The 26,545-nt window shown below is 67.7% G+C and carries 17 protein-coding genes and 7 pseudogenes; 14 read left to right on the top strand and 10 right to left on the bottom strand.

Translation table 11 applies throughout. The annotated features are described in order from the left end of the window. Positions 1-164: 164 nt before the first annotated feature. The 4 genes and pseudogenes from holA to ABFB10_RS12970 all read right to left on the bottom strand — a co-directional run bounded on the left by holA (position 165) and on the right by ABFB10_RS12970 (position 5,272). Entirely contained in the window at positions 165-1,193 is a 1,029-nt protein-coding gene (gene holA / locus ABFB10_RS12985; protein ID WP_347166831.1) for a DNA polymerase III subunit delta, read from the bottom strand. Next, on the bottom strand, positions 1,190-1,681 hold the full coding sequence (lptE, locus tag ABFB10_RS12980) for an LPS assembly lipoprotein LptE (protein WP_347166830.1): 492 nt from the start codon (positions 1,679-1,681) through the stop codon (positions 1,190-1,192). The genes holA and lptE overlap by 4 nt, the downstream gene beginning before the upstream one ends. Then, positions 1,668-4,260 (bottom strand): annotated as a pseudogene (gene leuS / locus ABFB10_RS12975) (leucine--tRNA ligase). Before leuS ends, lptE begins: the two are co-directional and overlap by 14 nt. A gap of 259 nt (positions 4,261-4,519) precedes the next feature. Beyond that, entirely contained in the window at positions 4,520-5,272 is a 753-nt protein-coding gene (locus tag ABFB10_RS12970) for a sulfite exporter TauE/SafE family protein (protein WP_347166829.1), read from the bottom strand. 160 nt (positions 5,273-5,432) lie between these two features. Between ABFB10_RS12970 and mdh the strand changes: the two genes are divergently transcribed. Beyond that, positions 5,433-6,395: a malate dehydrogenase gene (mdh, locus tag ABFB10_RS12965; protein WP_347166828.1), complete on the top strand. Its 963-nt coding sequence runs from the start codon at positions 5,433-5,435 to the stop codon at positions 6,393-6,395. A gap of 87 nt (positions 6,396-6,482) precedes the next feature. Here the strand turns inward: mdh and ABFB10_RS12960 are convergent, their stop codons facing one another. Beyond that, positions 6,483-7,511: a glycosyltransferase family 2 protein gene (locus tag ABFB10_RS12960; RefSeq protein WP_347166827.1), complete on the bottom strand. Its 1,029-nt coding sequence runs from the start codon at positions 7,509-7,511 to the stop codon at positions 6,483-6,485. 219 nt (positions 7,512-7,730) lie between these two features. Here ABFB10_RS12960 and sucC point away from each other — a divergent pair. The 9 genes and pseudogenes from sucC (at position 7,731) to lpdA (ending at position 17,714) form a co-directional block, all read left to right on the top strand. After that, positions 7,731-8,925 (top strand): annotated as a pseudogene (gene sucC / locus ABFB10_RS12955) (ADP-forming succinate--CoA ligase subunit beta). A gap of 189 nt (positions 8,926-9,114) precedes the next feature. Further along, on the top strand, positions 9,115-9,471 hold the full coding sequence (locus ABFB10_RS12950; RefSeq protein ID WP_206566061.1) for a hypothetical protein: 357 nt from the start codon (positions 9,115-9,117) through the stop codon (positions 9,469-9,471). Positions 9,472-9,612: 141 nt separating this feature from the next. Continuing rightward, entirely contained in the window at positions 9,613-10,500 is an 888-nt protein-coding gene (gene sucD / locus ABFB10_RS12945; RefSeq protein ID WP_206566062.1) for a succinate--CoA ligase subunit alpha, read from the top strand. A 297-nt stretch (positions 10,501-10,797) separates the two neighbouring features. Continuing rightward, positions 10,798-13,769, top strand: a pseudogene (locus tag ABFB10_RS12940) (2-oxoglutarate dehydrogenase E1 component). A 44-nt stretch (positions 13,770-13,813) separates the two neighbouring features. Continuing rightward, a pseudogene (locus ABFB10_RS24145) lies at positions 13,814-14,077 on the top strand (biotin/lipoyl-containing protein); the annotation flags it as partial. 73 nt (positions 14,078-14,150) lie between these two features. Beyond that, on the top strand, positions 14,151-15,359 hold the full coding sequence (gene odhB, locus ABFB10_RS12935) for a 2-oxoglutarate dehydrogenase complex dihydrolipoyllysine-residue succinyltransferase (protein ID WP_430523043.1): 1,209 nt from the start codon (positions 14,151-14,153) through the stop codon (positions 15,357-15,359). A gap of 137 nt (positions 15,360-15,496) precedes the next feature. Next, entirely contained in the window at positions 15,497-15,727 is a 231-nt protein-coding gene (locus ABFB10_RS12930; protein WP_347166826.1) for a hypothetical protein, read from the top strand. Positions 15,728-15,803: 76 nt separating this feature from the next. Then, complete coding sequence (locus tag ABFB10_RS12925) at positions 15,804-16,193, top strand: MAPEG family protein (RefSeq protein WP_347166825.1); 390 nt, start codon at positions 15,804-15,806, stop codon at positions 16,191-16,193. 119 nt (positions 16,194-16,312) lie between these two features. Beyond that, a pseudogene (gene lpdA, locus ABFB10_RS12920) lies at positions 16,313-17,714 on the top strand (dihydrolipoyl dehydrogenase). Between the two features lie 179 nt (positions 17,715-17,893). Here lpdA and ABFB10_RS12915 read toward each other — a convergent pair. The 3 genes from ABFB10_RS12915 to ABFB10_RS12905 are packed head-to-tail and all read right to left on the bottom strand — an operon-like array spanning position 17,894 to position 20,207. Then, positions 17,894-18,577, bottom strand: coding sequence for a lysophospholipid acyltransferase family protein (locus ABFB10_RS12915; RefSeq protein ID WP_347168013.1), 684 nt, complete (start codon positions 18,575-18,577; stop codon positions 17,894-17,896). 47 nt (positions 18,578-18,624) lie between these two features. Beyond that, a complete protein-coding gene (locus ABFB10_RS12910) occupies positions 18,625-19,497 on the bottom strand; it encodes a cell division protein FtsX (protein ID WP_347168012.1) in 873 nt (290 codons plus the stop codon). A gap of 32 nt (positions 19,498-19,529) precedes the next feature. Then, positions 19,530-20,207, bottom strand: coding sequence for a cell division ATP-binding protein FtsE (locus tag ABFB10_RS12905; protein ID WP_347166824.1), 678 nt, complete (start codon positions 20,205-20,207; stop codon positions 19,530-19,532). 159 nt (positions 20,208-20,366) lie between these two features. Here ABFB10_RS12905 and ABFB10_RS12900 point away from each other — a divergent pair. The 4 genes and pseudogenes from ABFB10_RS12900 to ABFB10_RS12885 all read left to right on the top strand — a co-directional run. Then, positions 20,367-20,426, top strand: a pseudogene (locus ABFB10_RS12900) (zinc ribbon domain-containing protein); the annotation flags it as partial. A 67-nt stretch (positions 20,427-20,493) separates the two neighbouring features. Then, the gene (locus tag ABFB10_RS12895; RefSeq protein ID WP_347168082.1) at positions 20,494-21,294 is read left to right on the top strand and encodes a hypothetical protein; all 801 of its coding nucleotides are present in this window, start codon (positions 20,494-20,496) and stop codon (positions 21,292-21,294) included. Between the two features lie 450 nt (positions 21,295-21,744). Next, positions 21,745-23,133 (top strand): aminotransferase family protein, encoded by a 1,389-nt coding sequence (locus ABFB10_RS12890; RefSeq protein ID WP_347166823.1) that lies wholly within the window; start codon positions 21,745-21,747, stop codon positions 23,131-23,133. Next, positions 23,114-23,824 carry a GNAT family N-acetyltransferase gene (locus ABFB10_RS12885; RefSeq protein ID WP_347166822.1) on the top strand — a complete coding sequence of 237 codons (711 nt, stop codon included), beginning with the start codon at positions 23,114-23,116 and terminating at the stop codon, positions 23,822-23,824. Before ABFB10_RS12890 ends, ABFB10_RS12885 begins: the two co-directional genes overlap by 20 nt. 155 nt (positions 23,825-23,979) lie before the next feature. Here the strand turns inward: ABFB10_RS12885 and ABFB10_RS12880 are convergent, their stop codons facing one another. Next, positions 23,980-24,270, bottom strand: coding sequence for an HU family DNA-binding protein (locus ABFB10_RS12880; protein WP_347166821.1), 291 nt, complete (start codon positions 24,268-24,270; stop codon positions 23,980-23,982). Positions 24,271-24,511: 241 nt separating this feature from the next. Next, a pseudogene (locus tag ABFB10_RS12875) lies at positions 24,512-25,997 on the bottom strand (AMP nucleosidase). Positions 25,998-26,545: the final 548 nt, after the last annotated feature.

Below are 26,545 nucleotides of genomic sequence, written 5' to 3'. Positions count from 1 at the left end.
AGGTGGACGGGCCGCGCCCGAGCATGGGTGCCGCTGGGGCCGCGCGAACCCCGGCGCGGCCTCCGCAGGCAACAGCATGGCAGGCCGCGAACCCCGGCGCGGCAGCCGCCCCCCTGCCCCGGTGACCTCGATGTTTCGCAGTGACCGCCCGCGACAACCGCGCGCTAGCGCCGGGCGCCCATCACCGCAAGGCGCACGAAGGCGCGCTCGACCAGCGCCATGGCCGGGGCCCGCTGCCCGGCAGAGCGCAGCTTCAGGTCGGTGTCCATCAGCACACCCAGCGCGCCCTCCAGCCGGTCCAGCGGCCAGCCCTGCGCCTGCCGCAGCATCCGGTCGCGGCGCGGGCCGAAGAGCGGCGGACGCACCGACCCGATGCCCTGCGCAGGCCCACCGGGGGCCGAGGCGATGGCATAGAGCAGGCGGAAATGCCGCGTGCCCATGATCAGCAGCGTCACCGGGGCGACGCCCTGCGCCTCCAGCCGCTGCATGACCCGGGCAATATCGCCCGTCCGGCCCTCGGCAAGGATGTGAAAGACCTCGTCCATCTCGGCCTCGATCGAGGCGGGGGCGTTCAGTTCCACCTCTTCGACCGAGAGCGGCTCCGTATCGTCCAGCTTGTAAAGCGCCACCTTTTCCAGCGTCTGGCGGAAATCGCCCGGCGTCAGCACCCGCGCCAGCGCCTCCAGCGCACCCATGGCGTCGCGGCCCACGTCGGTCAGCCCGGCGCGCTTCAGCTCTTCCCGGATCTCGTCGCGGCCCATGGGATCGTTGTAAAGCCCCGCCACCCGCGCCGTGCGGTGCTTCTCGAACAGCTTGCGCAGCGAGGAAGAGCCCTTCAGCCCGCCCGCCGTGGCAACGATCATCGCGTCACCCTCGCGCCAGTCCTGAAGCGCCGCCTCGAAGGTCTTGGTCAGCCCGTCCGTGGCCTCTTCGACCAGCACGGCACGGGCGCCGGGAAAGAAGCCCTGCGCCTTGACCGCGTCCAGAAGCCCCGAGGGATCCTTGCGCAGCTCTGCCCCCGGCAGGCGGGTCAGCCGCATCTCTTCCTCGCCCTGCGGCCCGACGACGGCGCCGACCACCTCCTGCCGCTTCATCGCCACGCGCATCGGGTCGTCGCCATAGATCAGCAGCGCCGGAACGGCGGGATCGGGCCTGCGAAAGAAGGCATTGGCGTCGCGCGGCGAAAGCTTCATCCGACGAAGTCGTCCGCCGCCAGCACCAGGTCGTCGACGGTCTGATCCGCCAGCATGGTCATCAGTCGCTCGCGCGCCGCGCGCTCGGAGGCGCGGGTCGCGACGGTCGAGCCGGTGGTGGAATAGCCGGTGAAGGCATTGGTCGCGGCCGAATGCACCTGCTGCCCGGTCGCCACCTCGATCAGGCGAAAGCGCGCGCGCCCGATCAGGCGATAGCGCGTGTCCTCGCCCGCCGAGGTGCTGCCCACGGCGCTTTCCTCGATCTCGAAGGTCACCGACAGCCGGTAGGGCGCGGATGCGGCGGCCCGGCCCAGCCGCTCTTCGAAGCGGCGGCTGTAAAGGTAGGCCTCTGTCGTTTCGGGCGCCTCCAGCAGCACCGCGTCGTGCAGGGCGTCGCCGCTGCCGCCGGGGCCATAGACGGGCGAAAAGCCGCAGGCACCCAGACCAAGGGCGCCCAGCAGCAGGGTTCTTCGATCAAACGACCACATTCACGATCCGCCCCGGCACCACGATCAGCTTCTTGGGCAAGCCCCCGTCGAGGGCCCGCACCACAGCTTCATGCGCAAGCGCCAGCTTTTCAACCTCTTCCTTGGGCATGTCCTTGGGCACGGCGATCTCGCCGCGCCGCTTGCCGTTGACCTGAATCGGCAGCGTCACCGTGTCGTCGACCAGCATCGCCTCGTCGGCCACGGGCCAGGCGGCCTCTGCCACCAGCCCCTCGCCGCCCAGCATCTGCCAGACCTCTTCCGCAAGATGCGGCGTCATCGGCGACATCAGCTGCGCAAGGACCTTGGCGGCGCGGGTCTTGACCTCTTTACCCGCGCGCGACTTCGCCAGCGCATTGGTGAAGGCATACAGTTTGGCGATGGCCGCGTTGAAGCCGAAGCTCTCGACGCCCATGGTCACGTCGTGGATCGCCCTGTGCATCTCGCGCTCCAGCGCCGCGTCCTCCTGCGTCGAGGGCGCGTCGCCCCCGGCGATCTCGGCGGCGATGCGGTAGACGCGGGCAAGATGCTTGTGCGCGGCCTCGGCGCCCGATGCGGTCCATTCCACGTCCCGCTCCGGCGGGCTGTCCGACAGCACGAACCAGCGCGCGGTGTCGGCGCCGTAGCTGGCGATGATCGCCACCGGGTCGACGACGTTGTTCTTGGATTTCGACATCTTGGCAGAGGGGATGATCTGCACCTCGGCCCCGCCCTCCTTCAGGAAGGCCTTGCCGTCGCGCAGCTCCACCGCTTCTGGGTAGTGATAGACCGGGCGACCGTTGGCGCCCTCGGTCTGGAAGATCGCGTGCGTGACCATGCCCTGCGTGAAGAGCGCATCGAAGGGCTCGGCCGATTTCTCCGGCAGGTGGCCGGTCTTGACCATGCCCCGGCAGAAGAAGCGCGCGTAAAGCAGGTGCAGGATCGCGTGCTCGATGCCGCCGATGTACTGGTCGACGTTCATCCAGTAGGCGGCATCCTCCATCACCGTCGGCGTATCCGCGCGCGGCGCGGTGAAGCGCGCCTGGTACCACGAGGAATCGACGAAGGTGTCCATGGTATCGGTCTCGCGCCGGGCAGGCGCACCGCAGGCCGGGCAGGCGCAGTCGCGCCACGAGGGGTGGCGGTCCAGCGGGTTGCCGGGCACGGAAAAGTCGATCGCCGTGCCGTCCTCGTCATAGGGCAGCTCGATCGGCAGGTTTTCCTTCTTCTCGGGCACCACGCCGCAGGCCTCGCAATGCACCACCGGGATCGGGCACCCCCAGTAACGCTGGCGGGACAGCCCCCAGTCGCGCAGGCGGAACTTGGTCACGCCGTGTCCGACGCCGTTCTCCTCGCAGAAGGCGATGGCCGCATCGACGCCCTGCTCGCCGGTCTGCGCCTCTTCCCCGGCGAAACCGTTAATGTAGCGCACCGCTTCCGGCTTCGGCGGAACATAGGCCGGGCCGCCCTCCTCGGGCAGGACAAAGCTGCCCTCCTCGCCCGTGGCCGGCACATAGGTCGAGCGCACGGGCAGGTCGTATTTGCGCGCGAAGTCGAGGTCGCGCTGGTCATGCGCCGGGCAACCGAAGATCGCGCCGGTGCCGTAGTCCATCAGGATGAAGTTGGCGACGTAGACGGGCAATTCCCGGGCGGTATCGAAGGGATGGCGCACGGTCAGCCCGGTGTCGTAGCCACGCTTCTCGGCCTTCTCCAGCTCTTCCTCGCTGGTGCCGCTGCGACGACATTCGGCATTGAACGCCGCCAGCGCCGCGTCACCCTGCTCCAGGTGCTTGGCCAGCGGGTGATCCGGCGAGATGCCCACGAAAGAGGCGCCCATCAGCGTGTCGGGCCGCGTGGTATAGACCTCGATCCGGTCGAAACCCTCGGGCGCATCGACGGTCGAGAAGGCAAACTGCAGGCCGCGCGAGCGCCCGATCCAGTTGGCCTGCATCAGCTTGACCTTGGCGGGCCAGTTGTCGAGGCTGTCGAGCGCATCCAGCAGTTCCTCGGAATAGTCCGAGATCTTGAAGAACCACTGGGTGAGCTCCTTGCGCTCGACCAGCGCGCCGGAACGCCAGCCGCGCCCGTTCTCGACCTGCTCGTTGGCCAGAACCGTCATGTCGACCGGGTCCCAGTTCACCACGGCGTTCTTGCGGTAGACCAGCCCCGCCTCGAGGAAGTCGAGGAACAGCGCCTGCTGCTGGCCGTAGTACTCCGGGTCGCAGGTGGCGAACATCCGCGTCCAGTCCAGCGAGAAGCCCAGCGGCTTCATCTGCCCGACCATCGTGTCGATATTGCCGTAGGTCCAGTCCTTCGGATGACCGCCCGAGGCCATGGCCGCGTTCTCGGCGGGCATGCCGAAGGCGTCGAAGCCCATGGGGTGCAGCACGTTGTGCCCGGTGTTGCGCTTGTAGCGCGCGATCACGTCGCCCATCGTGTAGTTGCGCACATGGCCGATGTGGATGCGCCCCGAGGGATAGGGGAACATCTCCAGCACGTAATACTTGGGCTTGTCGCCCTCGCGCCGGGCCTTGAACGTTTCGGCCTCGTCCCAGTGCGGCTTGCCATTTCGGTTCGATGGTGGCGGGGTCATAGCGCGACATGGGGGTATCCTTCGGCGGCGTTTGGGCGGCAGGTGTCGAGCGGGGTGATAGGGCGCGGCGCCGCTTTCGTCCAGAGGGGGCCGGTCTTGCGCGCCCTTCTCCCCGGAAAGCCGGGGGCTGCGCGCGTTCGGCTTCGCCTCAGCCCTCGCGCACCCCGGGATATCTCCGGACAGAAGAAACAGGCAGGCCGCGCATCCTTCTTCTGTCGGGAAATATCCCGGGGGTGCGGGGGCTGGCCCCCGCCCGTCCCCGCAGGCGCTCAGCTCAGCGCATCCCAGACCAGCTTTGCCCCGGTCAGGGTCAGGGCCACGTAGGTGATGCCGTAGAAGACCCGCTCGGACACCATGTGGTGTAGCTTGATCCCCGCCCAGGTTCCCAGCAACGCGAAGGGGATCAGCACCAGATCCAAAAGCAGCGTCTCGCGCGTGAAGATGCCCATGCCCAGGTAGAAGCCCGACTTGAACAGGTTCACCGCCCAGAAGACCAGCACCGTGGTCGCCTGGTAGGCGGTCTTGGACAGCCCCTGCCCCAGCATGTAGACCGCCGCCGCGGGCCCTCCGGCGTGGCTGACGAAGCTGGTGAAGCCCAGCACCACGCCCGAGACCACCCCCGTCTTCGCGCCGAAGCGCGCGCCCAGCCGGATCAGCCCCAGCTGCTGCGCCGCCTGCCAGGCCACGAAGACCAGCGCCACGGCGCCGATGATCAGCCGGATCATGTCCGGATCGGCGGAGGCCCAGAACAGCGCGCCCAGCACCGTCCCCGGCACGGCGCCCAAAAGCAGGACCCGGGACACCGGCCAGTCCCATTGCCGCCAGTAGGCCACCAGCCCCTGCACATCCATCAGCATCAGCAGCGGCAGCATCAGCCCCACCGCCACCGCCGGGGGCAGCAGGACCGCCAGAATCGAGGAGCTTGCAAAGGCCACGCCAGAGCCGAAACCGCCCTTGGAGATGCCTGCGAAAATCACCGCCGGGATGGTGGCGGCCAGCACCGCCGCGCTGAAAAGGTCCACACGCGCCTCCTGTAAGCTGCGGGGTTGCCATGGCTTTAGCGCGAACACCGGGCACATGACAGCCCCCTCGCGGGCCATGCCGCAGCGCGGCACCCTTGCAACGCGGACGGCAAGAGCGTACCCAAACCACCAAATTCACGAAGGACCGGAGATCCTATCCATGGCCAGACCCAAGATCGCCCTCATCGGCGCGGGACAGATCGGTGGCACGCTCGCCCACCTCGCAGCAATGAAGGAACTGGGCGACGTCGTGCTCTTCGACATCGCCGAGGGCACCCCCGAGGGCAAGTCGCTCGACATCGCAGAATCCGGCCCCTCGGAAGGCTTCGACGCAAGGCTGAAGGGCACGCAGGACTACGCCGACATCGCCGGCGCCGACGTCTGCATCGTGACCGCCGGTGTGCCGCGCAAGCCGGGCATGTCGCGCGACGACCTGCTGGGCATCAACCTCAAGGTCATGAAGTCCGTGGGCGAGGGCATCGCCGCCAACGCCCCCGACGCCTTCGTGATCTGCATCACCAACCCGCTCGACGCGATGGTCTGGGCGCTGCAGAAGTTCTCGGGCCTGCCCGCGAACAAGGTCTGCGGCATGGCCGGCGTGCTGGACTCGGCCCGCTTCCGCCACTTCCTGTCGCTGGAATTCGACGTCTCGATGAAGGACGTCACCGCCTTCGTGCTGGGCGGCCACGGCGACACCATGGTGCCCTCGCTGCGCTATTCGACCGTCGCGGGCATCCCCCTGCCCGACCTGATCGAGATGGGCTGGACCACCAAGGACAAGATGGACGCCATCGTCCAGCGCACCCGTGACGGCGGCGCCGAGATCGTCGGCCTGCTGAAGACCGGTTCCGCCTATTACGCCCCCGCCACCTCGGCGATCGAGATGGCAGAGGCCTACCTGAAGGACCAGAAGCGCGTCCTGCCCTGCGCCGCCTATTGCGACGGCGACCTCGGCGTGAAGGACATGTACGTGGGCGTGCCGACCGTGATCGGCGCCGGCGGCATCGAGCGCATCGTCAACATCAAGCTCAACAAGGAAGAGCAGGAGATGTTCGACACCTCCGTGAAGGCCGTTCAGGGCCTCGTGGAGGCCTGCAAGGGCATCGACACCTCGCTGGCGTAAGCCCTCCGAGAGCATCCATGGAACCGCCCGGGCCGCCGCGCCCGGGCGTTTTCGTTTGGCCGGGGAAGCCCCTTCGAAGGGGCTTTCTCAAGCGGCTTCGAAGCCGCTTTCACGCCGCCCCCAGCCGGTCATCTCCCAGAGGTCCGGGTCCTGTGCCAGAAGCGAGCGGTCGAAGGCCGCGACCGAGAGATCCGGCATCCCGGGCAGCCTGCCGGGATCGAAGGACAGCGCCTCTTCCAGCAGGCCGAAGCCGCGCAGCCGGTCTGCCTGCGGCTGCGTCAGGCGGTGCAGCCCGGCCTCGGCCTCCAGCGCCTCCTCCAGGCTGCCCATCCGGTCGAGCATCCATGCGATCTGCGCCATCCGGTGCGGCGGCAGGATATGCGCCTGCACCTCGGGCGGCTGCCCCCTGTAGCGGATCAGCTTCAGCAGCCAGTGCAGCGGCGTGACCCCGTCGAAATGCAGCAGCCGGGTGGTGGTCGAGCGCCACGCCGGCGCGCGCCGGCGTTTGCCCCCGGCCTCGAGGTAGGATTCATGCACCATCTGGCGGAACCCCTGCCCGACCGGCACGGCGCATTTGCCGGACCCGTGGCTGAACATGCCCTCGCGCAGATGCGGCGCGAGGGCGCCGTAGATCACCGCATCCATCCCCTTGCCGCCCGGCGAGGCGCGGCGGAAGACCCCGTCGAAAAGCCCCGCCTGCGCCTGCCCGGCCATCAGCGCGCGTTCCATCACCGCAAAGCGCAGCTCTGCCCCCAGCTCCGAGACGGCGGGAAGCTCAGACGCCAGCGGCCGGTCCTGCCAGAGGAACTCGTCCGCATCCAGGTGCACCAGCCAGTCGGCGGCGCAGCGCCCCTGCGCATGGGCCGCGTTCAGGCTCTGGCGGCGCATCTGCGAGGCGGGCGCGCCGCGCCGGGGCCGCAGCGCCCGCCAGTGCGCCGCGTCGCAGACTGTCACCCGGCACCCCGGAATCCGCGCCAGCCCCGGTGCCACCGGATCGTCGGGACGGTCGAGGTAGACATGCACCTCTGCCGCGCCGCCTGCCAGGTGCCAGCGCACATTGGCTTCGACCAGCGCGCCCGGTTCCCGCGCCGTCATCACGACCGCCCATTCCTGCATTGCCGCTCCTGTCCTGCCCCCTGCGACTCACCTTAGAAACCCGGTGATTCTCTGCCAAGCGCTAACAATGCAGCGTCCTGTGATCACGCCGCAAAACGCGTGATCACAAATGTCGAAAAACCGCTACATTTGCGCAGCTTTGGCAGATAACACTTTATTCCGGGCGCCGCGCGGGGCTTACAGGTCTACAATCCGCAGCAAAACGGGGATCGTTGACCCATGAATATCCATGAATACCAGGCCAAGGCGCTTCTGCGCAGCTATGGCGCCCCTGTCTCGGACGACCGCGTCGTCCTGAGAGCCGAGGACGCCAAGACCGCAGCCGGGGCGCTTGACGGACCGCTCTGGGTTGTCAAGGCGCAGATCCACGCGGGCGAGCCGCGGCAAGGGATCGTTCAAGGAAGAGGCCGCTGGCGAAAAGGGCGGCGTGCGCCTTGCCAAGTCGGTCGAGGAAGCCGCCGAGGAAGCCAAGAAGATGCTGGGCAAGACGCTCGTGACGCATCAGACCGGCCCGGCAGGCAAGCAGGTCAACCGCATCTACATCGAGGACGGTTCGGACATCGAGAGCGAGTTCTACCTCGCCCTGCTGGTCGACCGCGTGACCTCGCGCGTGTCCTTCGTCTGCTCGACCGAGGGCGGCATGGACATCGAGGAGGTCGCAGCCTCCACCCCCGAGAAGATCCTGTCCTTCTCCGTCGATCCGGCCACCGGCTACCAGCCGTTCCACGACCGCCGCGTCGCCTTTGCCCTGGGCCTCACCGGCGCGCAGGTCAAGGAATGCGTGAAGCTGATGGGCATCCTCTACCAGGCCTTCATCGAGCGCGACATGGAGATGCTGGAGATCAACCCGCTGATCGTCATGACCAACGGCTCGCTCAAGGTGCTGGACGCCAAGCTGGGCTTCGACGGCAACGCCATGTACCGCCAGTCCGAGGTCTCCGAGCTGCGTGACACCACGGAAGAGGATTCCAAGGAACTGGAAGCCTCCAAGTACGATCTGAACTACATCGCCCTGGATGGCGAGATCGGCTGCATGGTCAACGGCGCGGGCCTTGCCATGGCAACCATGGACATCATCAAGCTCTATGGCGCAGAGCCTGCCAACTTCCTCGACGTGGGCGGCGGCGCGACCAAGGAGAAGGTGACCGAGGCCTTCAAGATCATCACCTCTGACAAGAACGTCAAAGGCATCCTCGTCAACATCTTCGGCGGCATCATGCGCTGCGACGTCATCGCCGAGGGCGTCATCGCCGCGGTGAAAGAGGTCGGTCTCGAGGTCCCGCTGGTCGTGCGCCTTGAGGGCACGAACGTCGAGAAGGGCAAGGAGATCATTGCCAGCTCGGGCCTGAACGTCATCGCGGCAGACAATCTGTCCGACGGCGCCGAGAAGATCGTCAAGGCGGTCAAGGGGTGAACGCCGCTCCGGGGCTTCGGCCCCGGCGGAGGCTCCGCCGGAGCCTCCGAGGCGTGAAGGGGCGACGCCCCGGGACAACGGTCATGATATCGGTCGACACACTCAGCATCAGACAGGCGCCGCGCGGGGTAACGCGCGCGGAACCATTGTCGCGCATCGCGTGTTGCCTTCCCAACGGAGGTGACAGACATGCCCTTGCTGAGAAAATCCGACCTGCCCGACGCACAGGACCTGAAGGATGCCCTGCCGATCGTGCGCAGTCGCGACCGGCTCAAGCCCTTCCTGATCGGTGCGGGCCTGCTGACCGCCGGTGCGATGCTTCTGCGGGTCAAGCCCGCCTTCGGACAGGTGCCGGATCCCAGACCCTACGGGCGCACCGCCAATGGCCGGTTGCGCAGGGGCTTTGCCCATCGGGTGCGGGACGGCGCGGCCTCTTTTGCGCCGGGCAATCTGACCGATCAGCTGGGCAAGTCGCTGCTGATGGGCGGCGCGGCCATGCTGGTGGCCCGCGTTCTGGACGAGTATCTCGGCCCCGAAGAACTGTAACCCCCGAAAATCGCATTGCCTTTCGGCAGAGCGGGGCCCCGGCCTTCGCTCTGTCTTGTCATGTCCGCGGCCCGGAGCGTCCGGCGCCGCGCGCTTTCGCATATCGCCCCCTGCGGGCGTCTCACTAAGGAGACCACCACAATGGCCGTCCTCGTAAACGAGAACACCAAAGTCATCTGCCAGGGCCTGACCGGCTCTCAGGGCACGTTCCATTCCGAACAGGCCATCGCCTACGGGACCAAGATGGTCGGCGGCGTGACCCCCGGAAAGGGCGGAACCGAACACCTGAACCTGCCGGTCTTCAACTCGGTCCACGAGGCGAAGCACGTGACCGAAGCCAACGCCTCGGTGATCTACGTGCCGCCGCCCTTCGCCGCCGACTCGATCCTCGAAGCCATCGACGCCGAGATGGAACTGATCGTCTGCATCACCGAGGGCATCCCGGTGCTGGACATGATGAAGGTCAAGCGCGCGCTCGAGAACAGCAAGTCCCGCCTGATCGGGCCGAACTGCCCCGGCGTCATCACCCCCGACGCCTGCAAGATCGGCATCATGCCCGGCCATATCCACAAGCGCGGCAAGGTCGGCGTGGTGTCCCGTTCCGGCACCCTGACCTACGAGGCGGTCAAGCAGACCACCGACATGGGCCTTGGCCAGTCCTCCGCCGTGGGCATCGGCGGCGACCCGATCAAGGGCACCGAGCACATCGACGTGCTGGACATGTTCCTTGATGATCCGGAAACCGAGGCCATCATCATGATCGGCGAGATCGGCGGCTCTGCCGAAGAGGATGCGGCAGCCTTCATCGCCGAGCAGAAGAAAAAGGGCCGCTGGAAGCCGATCGCGGGCTTCATCGCCGGTCGCACGGCGCCTCCGGGCCGCCGCATGGGCCACGCGGGCGCCATCGTCGCCGGTGGCAAGGGCGGTGCCGAGGACAAGATCGAGGCGATGAAATCCGCCGGGATCGTGGTCGCAGACAGCCCCGCCACGCTGGGCGAGGCGGTCATGGAAGCGATCAAGAAGGGGTGAATTCCCCGGGGCGGGCTTGTAATGGCCCGCCCCGCCACAAGCTTCATGACGGTGGGCCGGTTGCGGCCCCCTCTCCTGACGCTTGGCTATGAGTGAAGGCTGAATGCGAAACGAAGCTGCATATGCGCTGAGGGCAGAGAGCGACCGCGGATGGTGGCGACGCGCCCGTCCGCCATGGCTGCCGCCAGCCTCCCTTCCCGCCACTCCGGCGCTGTTTCAGAACACGATGGGCCTGCCTCTGCCTTTGTCGCAGGCCCGTCCCAACACATACGGGCCCAACCCCAACGAGGTGCCACAATGACCGACCAAAGCCCCAACGATCTGTTCCACGCCTCCAGCTTCATGCAGGGGCACAATGCCGAGTACCTGGAGCAGATGTACGCGCGCTATGCCTCGGACCCGAAAGCCGTCGACGAGGCCTGGGCAGAGTTCTTCCGCCAGATGGGCGACGACGACAGCGACGTCCGCAAACAGGCGGCGGGGCCGTCCTGGGCCCGGGCAGACTGGCCGCCGGTGCCCAATGACGACCTGACCGGCGCGCTGACGGGCGAGTGGCCGATGCCCATGGTTCCGGCAGAGGCGAAGGGCGCGGGCAAGAAGATCGCCGAGAAGGCCGCCGAGAAGGGCCTCGGAGGTCTCGAACGACGCCATCCAGCGCGCCGTGCTGGACAGCATCCGGGCGCTGATGATCATCCGCGCCTACCGGATCCGGGGCCACCTTGCCGCCGATCTGGATCCGCTGGGCCTGCGCGACACCTCGAACCACCCCGAGCTTGACCCGAAGAGCTACGGCTTCACCGAGGCCGACATGGACCGGCTCGATCTTCATCGACAACGTGCTGGGGCTTCAGATCGCCTCGCTGCGCGAGATCCTGTCGCTGGTGAAGCGCACCTATTGCGGCACCTTCGCGCTGCAGTACATGCACATCTCGGACCCCGAGCAATCGGCATGGCTGAAAGAGCGGATCGAGGGCTACGGCAAGGAAATCGCCTTCACCCGCGAGGGCCGCAAGGCGATCCTGAACAAGATGGTCGAGGCCGAGGGCTTCGAGAAGTTCCTGCACGTCAAGTACATGGGCACCAAGCGCTTCGGCCTTGACGGCGGCGAAAGCCTGATCCCCGCGATGGAGCAGATCATCAAGCGCGGCGGCAACCTCGGCATCAAGGACATCGTCATCGGCATGCCCCACCGCGGCCGCCTGTCGGTGCTCGCGAACGTGATGCAGAAGCCCTACAAGGCGATCTTCAACGAATTCCAGTGGCGGCAGCTTCAAGCCCGATGACGTCGACGGTTCGGGGGACGTGAAATACCACCTCGGCGCCTCGTCGGACCGTGAATTCGACGGCCACCCGGTGCACCTGTCGCTGACCGCCAACCCCTCGCACCTCGAGGCGGTGAACCCGGTGGTTCTGGGCAAGGTCCGCGCCAAGCAGGACCAGCTGAACGACACCAACCGCACGCAGGTCATGCCGATCCTGCTGCACGGCGACGCGGCCTTTGCCGGTCAGGGCGTCGTTGCGGAATGCTTTGCGCTGTCGGGCCTGCGCGGTCACCGCACCGGCGGCACCATCCATATCGTCGTGAACAACCAGATCGGTTTCACCACCGCGCCGCACTTCTCGCGCTCGTCGCCCTACCCCACCGACAACGCTCTGGTGGTCGAGGCGCCGATCTTCCACGTCAACGGCGACGACCCCGAGGCCGTCGTGCACGCGGCCAAGGTCGCGACCGAGTTCCGCCAGAAATTCGGCAAGGACGTGGTCATCGACATCTTCTGCTACCGTCGCTTCGGTCACAACGAGGGCGACGAGCCCATGTTCACCAACCCGGTGATGTACACCAAGATCAAGAAGCAGAAGACCACGCTGACGCTGTACACAGAGCGGCTGGTCAAGGACGGCCTGATCCCCGAGGGCGAAATCGAGGACATGAAGGCCGCCTTCGCGTGCCCACCTGAACGAAGAGTTCGAGGCCGGGAAAAGCTACAAGCCCAACAAGGCCGACTGGCTGGATGGCCGGTGGAGCCATCTCGACCGGCAGAAGCAGGGCAAGTACCAGCGCGGCAAGACCTCGATCAAGGCGCAGACCGCCAAGGATATCGGCGCCGCGCTGACCCGCGTGCCGGAGGGCTTCCCGCTGCACAAGACCGTGGGCCGCCTCGTCGAGGCGCGCGGGCAGATGTTCGAGACCGGCAAGGGCTTCGACTGGGCAACCGCCGAGGCCATGGCCTTCGGTTCGCTGCAGCTGGAAGGCTACCCGGTGCGCCTTGCCGGTCAGGATCTCGACGCGCGGCACGTTCTCGCAGCGGCACTCGGCCTTCATCGACCAGAACACCGAGGAACGCTATTACCCGCTGAACAACATCCGCGAGGGGCAGGCCCGCTACGAGGTCATCGACTCGGCGCTGTCGGAATACGCGGTGCTGGGCTTCGAATACGGCTATTCGCTGGCAGAACCCAACGCGCTGACCCTCTGGGAAGCGCAGTTCGGCGACTTCGCCAATGGCGCGCAGATCATGTTCGACCAGTTCGTGTCCTCGGGTGAATCCAAGTGGCTGCGGATGTCCGGCCTCGTCTGCCTGATGCCGCATGGCTACGAGGGTCAGGGGCCCGAACACTCCTCGGCCCGTCTGGAACGCTTCCTGCAGATGTGCGGGCAGGACAACTGGATCGTCGCCAACTGCTCGACCCCGGCGAACTACTTCCACATCCTGCGCCGCCAGCTGCACCGCAGCTACCGCAAGCCGCTGATGCTGATGACGCCGAAGTCGCTTCTGCGCCACAAGCTTTGCGTCTCGGAGATCAAGGACTTCACCGACGGTTCCAGCTTCCACCGCATCCTGTGGGACAGCGCGGAATCCGGCGAAAGCGATACCAAGCTGAAGCCCGACGATCAGATCAAGCGCGTCGTCATGTGTTCCGGCAAGGTCTACTACGACCTGCTGGAAGAGCGGGACTCGCGCGGGCTGGACGATGTCTACCTTCTGCGGGTCGAGCAGTTCTACCCCTTCCCGGCGCTCTCGCTGGTGAAGGAACTGGAACGCTTCAAGCAGGCGGAAATCGTCTGGTGCCAGGAAGAGCCCAAGAACCGGGGCGCCTGGAGCTTCATCGAGCCCAACATCGAATGGGTGCTGGGCCGCATCAAGGCCACCCACCGGCGCCCCGTCTACGTGGGCCGCGCCACCTCTGCCTCGCCCGCCACGGGCCTGGCAAGCCAGCACAAGGCACAGCAAGCCGCGCTCGTCGACGAAGCGCTGACCATCGGATGAGCCCCAAGGCAGCGCAAGCGGCAGGGCAAGTAAAAGGGAAGTAAATCATGACCGAAGTTCGAGTCCCCACGCTCGGGGAATCCGTGACCGAGGCCACCGTGGCCACCTGGTTCAAGAAGCCCGGCGACAAGGTCGCCGTGGACGAGATGTTGTGCGAGCTGGAAACCGACAAGGTGACCGTCGAGGTGCCCTCGCCCGTGTCCGGCACGCTGGCCGACATCGTCGCGCAGGAAGGCGACACCGTGGGCGTCGACGCGCTGCTGGCCAATATCGCGGCTCGCCGACGATGCGGGCCCCGAGACCCCGCAACCCCGCGCCGAGAACAGCCAGACCGAAGAGGCCGGGCTGACGCCCGCCAATGGCGGCAGCACCGTCGACGTGATGGTCCCCACGCTGGGCGAGTCCGTCTCCGAGGCGACGGTCTCGACCTGGTTCAAGAAGGTCGGCGACACGGTCGCGCAGGACGAGATGCTCTGCGAGCTGGAAACCGACAAGGTCTCTGTCGAGGTTCCGGCGCCCGCCTCGGGCACCCTGACCGAGATCGTCGCGAACGAGGGCGACACCGTGCAGGCCGACGCCGGGCTGGCGGTGATCTCTTCCGGGGGCGGCGCCTCTGCCGCGCCCGCCAGGACCGAAAGCGCCCCCGCCGGGACGCAATATGCCACGCCGCCCGCCGGCAATGGCGGCCCCGGCAAGGACATCAAGGACGGCCCGGCGGCTGAAAAGGCCATGGCCGAGGCCGGCGTGAAGCGCGCGGACGTCACCGGCACCGGCAAGGACGGTCGCGCCACCAAGGCCGACGTCGCCGCCGCCGTGGCCGCCGCCAAGTCCTCCACCACCAGCGCCGCGCCCGCTCCGGCCCCGCGCGCTCCGGTCCCGGCGGATGACGCCGCCCGCGAGGAACGGGTCAAGATGACCCGCCTGCGCCAGACCATCGCCCGCCGCCTGAAGGACGCGCAGAACACCGCCGCGATCCTGACCACCTACAACGAGGTGGACATGACGGAGACGATGGCTCTGCGGAAGGAATACAAGGAGCTGTTCGAGAAGAAGCACGGCGTGAAACTGGGCTTCATGTCCTTCTTCACCAAGGCCTGCTGCCACGCGCTGAAGGAGGTCCCCGAGGTCAACGCAGAGATCGACGGCACCGACATCGTCTTCAAGAACTTCGTGCACATGGGCATCGCGGCGGGCACGCCGCAGGGTCTGGTTGTGCCGGTGATCCGGGACGCCGACCAGATGTCCTTTGCCGAGATCGAGAAGGCCATCGCCGAGAAGGGCAAGCGCGCCCGCGACGGCAAGCTGTCCATGGCTGAAATGCAGGGCGGCACCTTCACCATCTCGAACGGTGGCGTCTACGGTTCGCTGATGTCCTCGCCGATCCTGAACCCGCCGCAGTCGGGCATCCTCGGCATGCACAAGATCCAGGACCGGCCCATGGTGGTCAACGGCGAGATCAAGATCCGCCCGATGATGTACCTCGCCCTCAGCTACGACCACCGCATCGTCGACGGCAAGGGCGCCGTGACCTTCCTGGTGCGCGTGAAAGAGGCGCTGGAAGATCCGCGCCGCCTGCTGATGGACCTGTAATGGCGGGTTGAACACCCACCCGATGGCGGGCGCGTCGCGATGCGCCCGCCAACCCGATGCCGGGCGGAAGCCCCCTCCGCCCGCGGGCTGACCTTCAAGGCCCGCGCTTCATGGATCGCCCGGGCACTGGAGGCCGCATGACCACGCAACTGCTTCTCAGATACGACAGCTTCGACCAATCCGCCTTCGACGCCGATGCCGAGGCGCGCGGTCAGGCCGGGCTGACGCTGCTGCAACTCTGGACCGAGGGCGCCGCCCGCTGGGCGCTGTTTTCCGTCAACGACAGGGGCAAGGCGCAGGACTGGCTCTCGAAAGAGGCCGCGCTCGGCCACCCGCCCGGTGCCGCCCACCTGCTGGAAACCGCATGACCCGCCTGCCCCCGCCCCGGACGCCCCGCCCCGACAACGCAGGCCGCCCGCAAGCACCGGAGGCAGCACGCCGCCCATGACGCCCGAACTCACCATCCTCACCCTCGCCGCCCTCTGGCAGGTCGTGCATTTCGCCCTCTACTCGGTCACCGCGCAAAGGCAGGTCGGCCCGAAATACGCCGCCTCGCCGCGCGACACGCCACGCCAGCTGACCGGCATCGCGGGCCGGGCGCAGCGTGCCATGACCAACCACTTCGAGGGGCTGATCCTCTTCGCCATCGCCACGCTGACCCTCACCTATGCCGACAAGACCGGCGACACCACGGCGATGCTCGCCGCCCTCTACCTCGCCGCGCGGCTGCTCTACCTGCCCGCCTACCTGCTGGGCTGGACGCCCTGGCGCTCGCTGATCTGGGCCCCGGGCTTCGGCGCCACCGTGGCGCTGCTGATCCTCGCCCTGATATGACCCGCACCGGACAGAAGGCAGCCCCCGCTTCTTCTGTCCTGAAATATCCCGGGGGCTCCGCAGGAGCGGGGGCAGAGCCCCCTCCACGGCCAGCCCCAAAGACTGACAGGAGACTGAACATGGCTGACTACGACGTGATCGTCATCGGCGCCGGCCCCGGCGGCTACGTGGCCGCGATCCGCTGCGCGCAACTGGGCCTCAAGACCGCCTGCGTCGAGGGCCGCGAGACCCTCGGCGGCACCTGCCTCAACGTGGGCTGCATCCCCTCCAAGGCGCTGCTGCATGCCAGCCACCAGCTGCACGAGGCGGAGCACAACTTCGCCAAGATGGGCCTGAAGGGCAAATCGCCGTCGGTCGACTGGAAACAGATGCTGTCCTACAAGGACGACGTCATCGGCCAGAACACCAAGGGCATCGAGTTCCTGTTCAAGAAGAACAAGGTCGACTGGCTCAAGGGCTGGGGCTCGATCCCGGAAAAGGGCAAGGTCACGGTCGGCGACGAGACCCACAATGCCAAATCCATCATCATCGCCTCCGGCTCCGAGGTCGCCTCGGTCCCCGGCGCCGAGGTCACGGTCGACAATGACGGCGGCGTGGTGGTCGACAGCACCGGCGCGCTGGCCCTGCCCAAGATCCCCAAGAAGATGGTCGTCATCGGCGCCGGCGTGATCGGGCTGGAAATGGGCTCGGTCTACAAGCGCCTCGGCGCCGAGGTGCAGGTCATCGAATTCCTCGACCACATCACGCCGGGCATGGACGCCGAGGTGCAGAAGACCTTCCAGCGCATCCTCGGCAAGCAGGGGCTGGCGTTCACCATGGGCGCCGCCGTGTCCAAGGTCGAGACCGCCCGGGGCAAGGCCAAGGTCACCTACAGGCTGCGCAAGGACGACAGCGAACATTCGGTCGACGCCGATGTCGTGCTGGTCGCCACCGGGCGCAAACCCTTCACCGAGGGCCTGGGCCTCGACGCGCTCGGCATCGAGATGACGCAGCGCGGCCAGATCGCGGTCAACGACCACTGGCAGACCTCCGTCGAGGGCATCTATGCCATCGGTGACGTGATCGAGGGCCCGATGCTGGCCCACAAGGCGGAGGACGAGGGCATGGCCGCCGCCGAGGTCATCGCGGGCAAGCATGGCCATGTGAACTACGGCGTGATCCCTTCGGTGATCTACACCGCCCCCGAGGTCGCCATGGTCGGCGCCACCGAGGCGCAACTGAAAGAGGCGGGCAAGGCCTACAAGGTCGGCAAGTTCTCCTTCATGGGCAATGGCCGCGCCAAGGCGGTCTTCCGAGGGCGAAGGCTTCGTCAAGCTCCTGGTGGACAAGGAAACCGACCGCATCCTCGGCTGCCACATCATCGGCCCCGCGGCGGGCGACCTGATCCACGAGATCTGCGTCGGCATGGAATTCGGCGCCAGCGCCGAGGACATCGCCCTGACCTGCCACGCCCACCCGACCTTCTCCGAGGCGGTGCGCGAGGCGGCGCTGGCCTGCGGCGACGGCGCGATCCACGCCTGATCGCCCCCCTGTTCACGAAGGAAAACGGCCCCCTGACAGGCATCAGGGGGCCGTTTTTCATGGTCTACGCGCCGGTCTACGCGCCGGTCCGCGGGACGGTCCGTGGGACGGTGGGCGGGGCGATTTTCCGCAGGAAAGAGCGGCGGACCGCCGTCATGCCCGCAGGCGCGGGACAGGCCTCAGGCCAGGTCCTTCTCCACGTCGAAGCCCGCCTCCAGCATCAGCGCATTGGACGCCGTCTCGACCTCCTGTTCCAGCCGCTTCAGGAAGGTCTCGCGGTCCAGCCCCGGCGCGATCGGCGGCAGGAACTCGACCACCGCAAGGCCCGGTTTGCGCAGGATGCCCTTGCGCGGCCAGAACAGGCCCACGTTGGTCGCCGCAGGCACGCAGGTCTGTCCGGTCTGTTCATAAAGCAGCGCGGCGCCGACCTTGAACGGCGCCCGCACGCCGGGTGCGATGCGCGAGCCCTGCGGGTAGATGATCAGCTGCCCGGGCTCGGCCGCCCCCTGCTCGACGTCGCGCAGCATCTTGGCGATGGCCTGCCCGCGCTTGCCGCGTTCCACCGGGACGCAGCCGATCTTCAGCGCGTATTGTCCGATCACCGGCGCGTACATCAATTCGCGCTTCATGATGAACTTGCCCGCCGGCACGACCGAGAAAATCAGGATGATATCGAGGAAGGACTGATGCTTTGCCGCGATCAGCACCTCTCCGGTCGGCACCTCGCCGCGCAGTTCCGTCCGCAGGCCGCAAAGCACCCGCGCGGTGAAGCGCACCCAGACGCAATAGGTCTTGCAGGCGGCGCGCGCGCCGCGCGCCGAGAACAGCGCCCAGGGCAGGAAGAGGATCCCCAGGATCGCCATCATGGCGTACATCTGGACGACGAAGATCAGCGACAGTACCCAGCGCATCAGGCCAGCCTTTCCAGCACGCGGCGCGCGGCCATCCACGTCGCCCCCAGCGCCACCAGCGCCGCCAGCGGCGGCACCAGCAGCGGCAGAACCCATTGCAGGCCCTGGAACCGCAGGCCGGTGAGAAAGCCGCCGGTCTCTCCGGCGGCGGGCATCAGCAGGATCGCCACCAGTCCGGCAAGGCTGCCCAGGGCCGCGCCGATCAAGGTCCGCAGGGTGAACCGCCGCACGAAGGCGCGCGCGATGTAGCTGTCGGTCGCGCCGACCAGCCGCAGCACCGCGATGACCTGCGCATTGGCCGCCAGCGCCGCATTGGCCGCCAGCGTCACCATGGCCCCGGTTGCCGCGCCGATCAGCAGGATCGAGACCCAGCCCAGCAGCTTCAGCCGCCCCGCCGCCGCCACCAGCGGGCGGCGCCAGCGCGTGTGTTCGTCCAGCACCGCACCGGGTGCCTCGGCCTGAAGCCGCAGGCGCAGCCCCTCGGCGTCGAAGCCGTCGTCTTCCTCGACGATCTCGATCAGGCGCGGCACCGGCAGGCTTTCCAGCGGCAGGTCGGGGCCGAACCAGGGCTCCAGCAGGGCGCGCTGCTCGTCGTCCGACAGCGCCCGGGCCGAGGCCACCCCCGGCGTCTGCGCCAGAACCCGGAGCGCGGCGGCGCTCTGCGCCTCGGCCTGCCCCGGCGGCGCCGAGATGCGGATCGTCGAGGCGCGCGCCAGCTCCTCGCCCCAGGTATAGGCCAACCGCCCCGAGGCCAGCGCAAGCGCCAGCGCGAAGATCGTCAGAAAGGCCATGGCCGCCGAGGTGAAGAGCGTCAGCCACACGGTGAAGCCCGAGGGCGGCACCACCCGGTCCGCCGCCGCATCGCCACGCATCAGCCCGCGCAGGGTGTCCAGAATCAATGCCTTCACAGGTCCGCCCCCGCCGCGATCAGCGTCCGGTTGGCGATGCGCAGGTTGCGCGCCGGGACCATCGACTTGGCCGCGCGGATCAGCATCAGGTCGTGGGTCGCGATCATCACCGTCTTGCCCATGCGGTTCAGCTCCACCAGCAGGCGCAAGAGGCGCTGCGACATCTCCCAGTCGACGTTGCCGGTGGGCTCGTCCGCAAGGATCACATCCGGCGACAGGATCAGCGCCCGGGCCAGCGCCGCGCGCTGCCGCTCGCCGCCCGACAGCTCTGGCGGGCGGGCGTTGAACTTGCCGGTCAGCCCGACCCAGCTCATCAGCTCGTTCAGGTTGTCGGTCTGCGCCGGGGAGGCCTGCCCCGAGACGGTCAGCGGCAGGGCCACGTTCTCGGCCACCGGCAGGTGATCGAGGAACTGGCAGTCCTCGTGCACCACGCCGATCCGCCGCCGGGTCAGGGCGATGGCGTCGCGGGACATGCTGTGCACGTCCTCTCCGAACAGGCGGATGCTGCCCTCGGTCGGCTTCAGCGCGCCGTAGCACAGTTTCAGGAAGGTGGTCTTGCCCGCCCCCGACGGCCCGGTGAGGAAATGAAAGGCCCCCGGTGCAAGGTGCAACGACATATCGGTCAGAAGCGCGTCGCCGCTGTAGGAATAAGCCACGTTGTCCAGCTCTATCACGTCGGCTTTGCCCCCTGATGCCGTGTCGCCCCGTTTTGCCCGAGCCTCGCGGATCATGCAACGCAAGGCGATGAAGGGGCATGGACTTTTCCCAATCAGCCATACACCATATGGTCAAGCAGGACGCTCAAGGAACGGCGTTTCGGAGGACCGAGCAGGATGCGGCTGATTTGCCCCAATTGTGGTGCGCAGTACGATGTACCGGTGGATGTGATCCCCGAGGCCGGGCGCGACGTGCAATGTTCGAATTGCGGTCACACCTGGTTCCAGCGCCACCCGGACGAGGATGCCGACCTGGCGGAGGATCTGCAACGGCCCATCCCCGATCCCGCACTGGGAACCCGAGGACGAGGACGAAGACGGTCCGCCGCCCGCGCCCCCGGTCGGCGCGCCGGACCCGCAACGCCGCCTCGACCCCGAGATCGCCGAGATCTTCCGCGAGGAACGCGAGTACGAGGACCGGCGGCGCTCTGCCGAAACGCTCGAAAGCCAGCCCGATCTGGGCCTGACCGAACCCGACGAGGACGAACAGGCCCGGCGGGCGCGGCAGGCGCGCGAGCGCATGGCGAAGATGCGCGGCTCTGACGACGCCGCCCCGCCCGCGGCCCCGCCCCCGGACAAGGCAGACCCCGAGGGCACGGCCATGGCCGCAGCGGCCGCCGCCGCCGCAGGATCGCGCCGCGACCTGCTGCCCGATGTGGACGAGATCAACCAGTCGCTGCGCAGCAATGGCGCCGAAACGCGCGTCGTGGACAGCGCCAAGGACGAAACCGCGCGCCGGGACGCCGAGGCGGCGCGCCATGGCGGCGGCTTCGGCAAGGGCTTCCTGACCATGGTGGTGCTGGTCGGCGGCGCGGTGGCGCTCTATGCCTTCGCCCTCGGCCTTGCCGACAGGGTCCCCGCCCTTGCGCCGCTGCTCGACAGCTACGTGACGGCGGTCGACCAGGCCCGCGCCTGGCTGGACGCGCAGGTCACCGCGCTGCTGACCACGCTGGATTCCCTCAGCTCCGAGGCCCAGACCGAGGCGCCCGAAACCACAGCGCCGGAAACCATGCCCCCGGCAGAGCCCGCACCGGAAGGCAACTGATCCCCGGCCCCGCGCCGGGGGCATAGGCCCGCGCCCCTTCTGCGCAGCCACCAGTTCGGCGGCCTCTCCCCCATGGCCACGCCAGCCCCGTTGAAGCCCCCGGACGGCGCCTTCGGCAGGCTGACGGTCCACATGATCGGCCATCACCCATGAGACCGGTCCGCCGCGGCTTTTTGCCGGACATTCAAGCGTGATCCAAAGGAAAAGGCAGCAAGGGATCAGCCTTTTCCCCAAACCGCCCCCCGGGCGCAAAGATCTCGCCGGGAGGCTGTCCAACCAGTCGCACCCGACACAGGCACCTGAAATAACTGGTTATTTTCCGAAGCACCGCGCCGGCAGCCGCGTTCCGGGGCCCGCGATCTGCGCCGCCCCCATTGATCCGCCCTTGCCGGTCGCCCAATAATCCGGCTCAGTGTGGGCAGACCCCGAACCGGCCAGCAGGAGGCGACCATGGACGGCACCTATTCGCAGAACGATCTTTCTCACGTGGTCGAGGCCGACAAGGCCCACGTCTGGCACCACCTCGTGCAGCACAGGGGCTTCGACACCAAGGATCCGAACATCATCGTCGAGGGCAAGGGCATGCGCGTCTGGAACCAGGCGGGCAAGGAACATCTCGACGCGGTCTCGGGCGCGGTCTGGACGGTCAACGTGGGCTACGGGCGCGAGCGCATCGCCAAGGCGGTCTACGACCAGCTCCTGCGGATGAACTACTTCGCCGGTGCCGCCGGATCGGTCCCCGGCGCGCTCTTCGCCGAAAAGCTGATCGACAAGATGCCGGGCCTTTCCCGCGTCTACTATTGCAACTCGGGGTCCGAGGCCAACGAGAAGGCCTTCAAGATGGTCCGCCAGATCGCCCACAAGCGCTACGGCGGCAAGAAACACAAGATCCTCTTCCGCGACCGCGACTACCACGGCACCACCATCGGCTGCCTCTCGGCGGGCGGCCAGGAAGAGCGCAACGCCCAATACGGCCCCTTCGCGCCGGGCTTCGTGCGCGTGCCGCATTGCCTCGAATACCGCGCCGCCGATCAGGGCGCGCCGACCCAGAACTACGGCGAATGGGCCGCCGACCAGATCGAACAGGTGATCCTGCGCGAAGGCCCCGATACCGTGGGCGCGCTCTGCCCGGAACCGGTGACCGCAGGCGGCGGCGTCATCGTCCCGCCGGACGACTACTGGCCCAAGGTGCAGGAGATCTGCCGCAAGTACGACATCCTGCTGCACATCGACGAGGTCGTCTGCGGCGTCGGGCGCACCGGCACCTGGTTCGGCTACCAGCACTACGGCATCGAGCCGGACTTCGTCACCATGGCCAAGGGCGTGGCCTCGGGCTACGCCGCCATCGCCTGCTGCGTCACCTCGGAACGGGTCTTCGACCTCTTCCGGGACGACGCCAGCGATCCGATGAGCTACTTCCGCGACATCTCGACCTTCGGCGGCTGCACGGCGGGCCCGGCGGCGGCCATCGAGAACATGGCCATCATCGAAGAGGAAGGCCTGCTCGAAAACACCACGACCATGGGCGACTACATGCTCGACCAGCTGCAGGCGCTGGCCGACCGCCACGCGGTGATCGGCGACGTGCGCGGCAAGGGCCTCTTCCTCGGCACCGAACTGGTGGAAGACCGCGAAACCCGCAAGCCGGTGGCCGAGGCACAGGCGCAGGCGGTCACGGCGGACTGCATGGCGCAGGGCGTCATCGTGGGCGTCACCAACCGCTCGGTGCCGGGCTACAACAACACGCTGTGCTTCTCGCCCGCGCTGATCGCCACGAAGGACGACATCGACCAGATCGTCTCGGCGGTGGACGGCGCCCTTGGCCGCGTCTTCGGCTGAAACCGTGGCGCACCGCCTGAATGCCTACGGACAGCCCATCGGGCTGCCCGTCGACCTGCCCCTGCCCCGTCCACTGCCGCCACACGACGACCTGACGGGCCGCAGCGTCACGCTCAGCGCGCTCACACCCGACCACGCGCCCGCGCTCTACAGGGCCATGACCGACCCCGCCGGCTGGACCTATCTCGGCGCCGACGAGCCCCGGACGGACGAGGCCGCGGCCCGCCGCTGGGCCAAGGCCAAGGCCGCCTCGCAAGACCCGCTCTTCTACAGCCTGCTGGTCGGGGGCGCCCCGCAGGGCGTCCTCTCCCTCCTGCGCATCAACCCCGAGGCCGCCAGCATCGAGGTCGGCTACATCCACTACGCCCCCGCCCTGCAAGGCACCCTGGCCGCGACCGAGGCGCAGTTCCTGCTGATGCGCCATGTCTTCGACGACCTCGGCTACCGCCGGCACGAATGGAAATGCGACGCCCTCAACGCGCCCTCCCGCAAGGCCGCCGAACGCCTCGGCTTCACCTACGAAGGCACCTTCCGGCAGGCGCTGGTCTACAAGGGCCGCAACCGCGACACCGCGTGGTTCTCGATCACCGACAGCGAATGGCCCGCCCTCAAGGCCCGCTTCACCCGCTGGCTCTCGCCGGGCAACTTCCACCCCGACGGCAGGCAGAAGAAACGCCTGCAGGACGCCTGATCTTCTTCTTGGTCCAAATACCCTTGGGGTCCGGGGCAAAGCCCCGCTGACGGGACGGCGGGCGGGGTGATGTGGCGCAGCCACGAGCGCCGTCCCCGTCGAAAACGAAAAGGGCCGCGAAACGCGACCCTCTCCGTGAAATCCTGCGGAAGGACTCAGCCGTTGACGCTGTCCTTCAGGGCCTTGGCGATGGTCATCTTGACCTGCTTGTCGGCTTCCTTCTTGAACTGCTCGCCGGTCGCGGGGTTGCGGACCATGCGCTCGGGGCGCTCCTTGCAGTAGATCTTGCCGACGCCCGGCAGGGTCACGGCGCCGCCTGCGGCCACTTCCGAGGTGATGATCTCGACAATCGAGTCGAGCGCCGTGCCGGCGGTCTTCTTGTCCGCATCCATCTTCTCGGCCAGCGCTGCAACCAGCTGGGTCTTCGTCATCGGTTTCGTCGCCATTTCAATGGTCTCCTTCATAGCGCCTGCGTTGTGCATTCTTGCGCGACTGTCTTCGTTCCCCGTCACCCCGAAAGCCCTGGCACCCGGTGCCCACCCTCGCGGCTTCAGCAGCCCCTCATGCCCAATCCATTGGGCCTCTGAGGCGCAATAAAACCGTATACTGTGGGAAAACACAACAATTCGTGGCCTTGTTTATATGGGTAAAACGCATTTTGTGCCGGTTTCCGCCGGGTCACGGCGCCTAAAGAAAGGCGGTCTCCTCGAAACTCCGCAGTTTCCGGCTGTGAATGCGCTCCAAAGGCATGTCGCGCAATGCCTCCATGGCGCGAATCCCGATCATCAGGTGCCGCGCCACCTGCGTCTTGTAGAAGTCCGAGGCCATGCCGGGAAGCTTCAGCTCGCCATGCAGCGGCTTGTCGCTGACACAGAGCAGCGTGCCGTAGGGCACCCGGAACCGGAACCCGTTCGCGGCAATGGTCGCGCTTTCCATGTCCAGCGCGATGGCCCGCGACTGCGACAGCCTCTGCACCGGCCCGGTATGATCGCGCAACTCCCAGTTGCGGTTGTCGACCGAGGCCACGGTGCCGGTCCGCATCACCCGCTTCAGGTCGTAGCCCTTCAGCTGGGTCTCGGCGGCAACCGCCTCTTCCAGGGCGATCTGGATCTCGGCCAGCGCCGGGATCGGCACCCAGACCGGCAGGTCGTCGTCCAGCACCTTGTCCTCGCGCAGGTAGGCATGGGCCAGAACGAAATCGCCCAGCGACTGCGAGTTCCGCAGCCCCGCGCAATGCCCCACCATCAGCCAGGCATGGGGCCGCAGCACCGCGATATGGTCGGTCGCGGTCTTGGCGTTCGAGGGCCCCACCCCGATATTGACCAGCGTGATGCCCTGATTGTCGGCCCGCTTCAGGTGATAGGTCGGCATCTGCGGCATCTTGCCGGTCGGCGGGATCTCTTCCGTCGCGCTGGTGATCTCGACGTTCCCCGTCGAGACAAAGCTGGTGTAGCCGCTCTCGGGATCGGCCAGCATGGCGCGGGCATAGGCCTCGAACTCGGTCACGTAGAACTGGTAGTTGGTGAACAGCACGTGGTTCTGGAAATGCGCCGGGTCGGTGGCGGTGTAATGCGACAGCCGCGCCAGCGAGTAATCGACCCGCTGCGCCGAAAAGGGCGCCAGCGGTGCCGCCCCGTCCGCGGCCAGCCCGGCCACGCCGTTGACGATGTCGTCATTGGTCGAGGCCAGGTCCGGCACGTCGAAGACATCGCGCAGCACGAAGGCGCTCGCCCCCTCCTGCGGCACGGTGATCTCGGGGAAATTGGCGACGGCGAAATGCACCGGCATCGGCGTGTCCGACACACCGATCTGCACCTTCACGCCGTGGTTGCCCAGCAGCAGGCCGATCTGCTGCGCCAGGTAGCCCCTGAACATGCCCGTGCCGCGTGACGGTCGTGGCATAGGTGCCGGGCGCGGTCACATGACCGAAGGACAGGCGGCTGTCGACCTTGGCGAAGCTGACGGTGCTGAAACGCACCTCGGGGTAGAAGGCCCGGTAGCGCCGGCCCGGATGCCCCGAGGCCATGGCCTCCATGAAGCGGTCGCGCAGGAAGGTCGCGGCCTCGTCGTAAAGCGCGCACAGCCGCGCGACGGCGGCCTTGGGATCGTCGAACATCTCGGGCGCGGGCGCCTCGGGCGTCTCGACCGGAAGGGAATGCGGGTGGTCCTGCATGGGGACTCCTTTTCCGGGGCAAACTCTCACTTCGCGCGCCCGCAATCAAGACGGGAACCGCCGGGGCGGACGCGGGGTTTCTCCGCCACCCAGGCAAGGCCACGCCTGATCCTCCGCCCCGACACCGGACGCGGACCCGACTGCGGCGCCATCGCCCCGGGGGCGGCGCTGGCGCTCCCGACCGCCGACCAGGAACCCCGACCCCGACCCCGACCGCTTGGCGCCGCCACCGCGTGCAAAAGCAACCGTCCCCCGCCGGGCACCGCCCGGACTGCGCCCCGGCACCCCCCCCCCCGCGCCAGGCTGCCCCGCCCTCCGGCCAAGGCGGCCCTGCTGCACCGGCTGGAATCCGGCGCCGGACCGAGGCGCCCCGGGGCGTCTTTTGCGCAGGGCCGCGCACCCGCCGCAGGCCTCCCGCAGCTACCGCCCGCGCGACGCCCCGACACCGCGCGGCGCCCCTGCTTCTTCTTGGTCCAAATACCTCTCGCCCGGCCGCCCACCGCGATCCGGTTGACACGGGGCGCAATCCGGCGCGCAATGCCGCCCGA

The organism is Ponticoccus litoralis (assembly GCF_039769985.1).
GTDB classification, from domain to species: Bacteria; Pseudomonadota; Alphaproteobacteria; order Rhodobacterales; family Rhodobacteraceae; genus Ponticoccus; species Ponticoccus litoralis.
The sequence above is the reverse complement of the archived record's forward strand: the minus strand, read 5'-3'. Positions and strand labels throughout refer to the sequence as shown.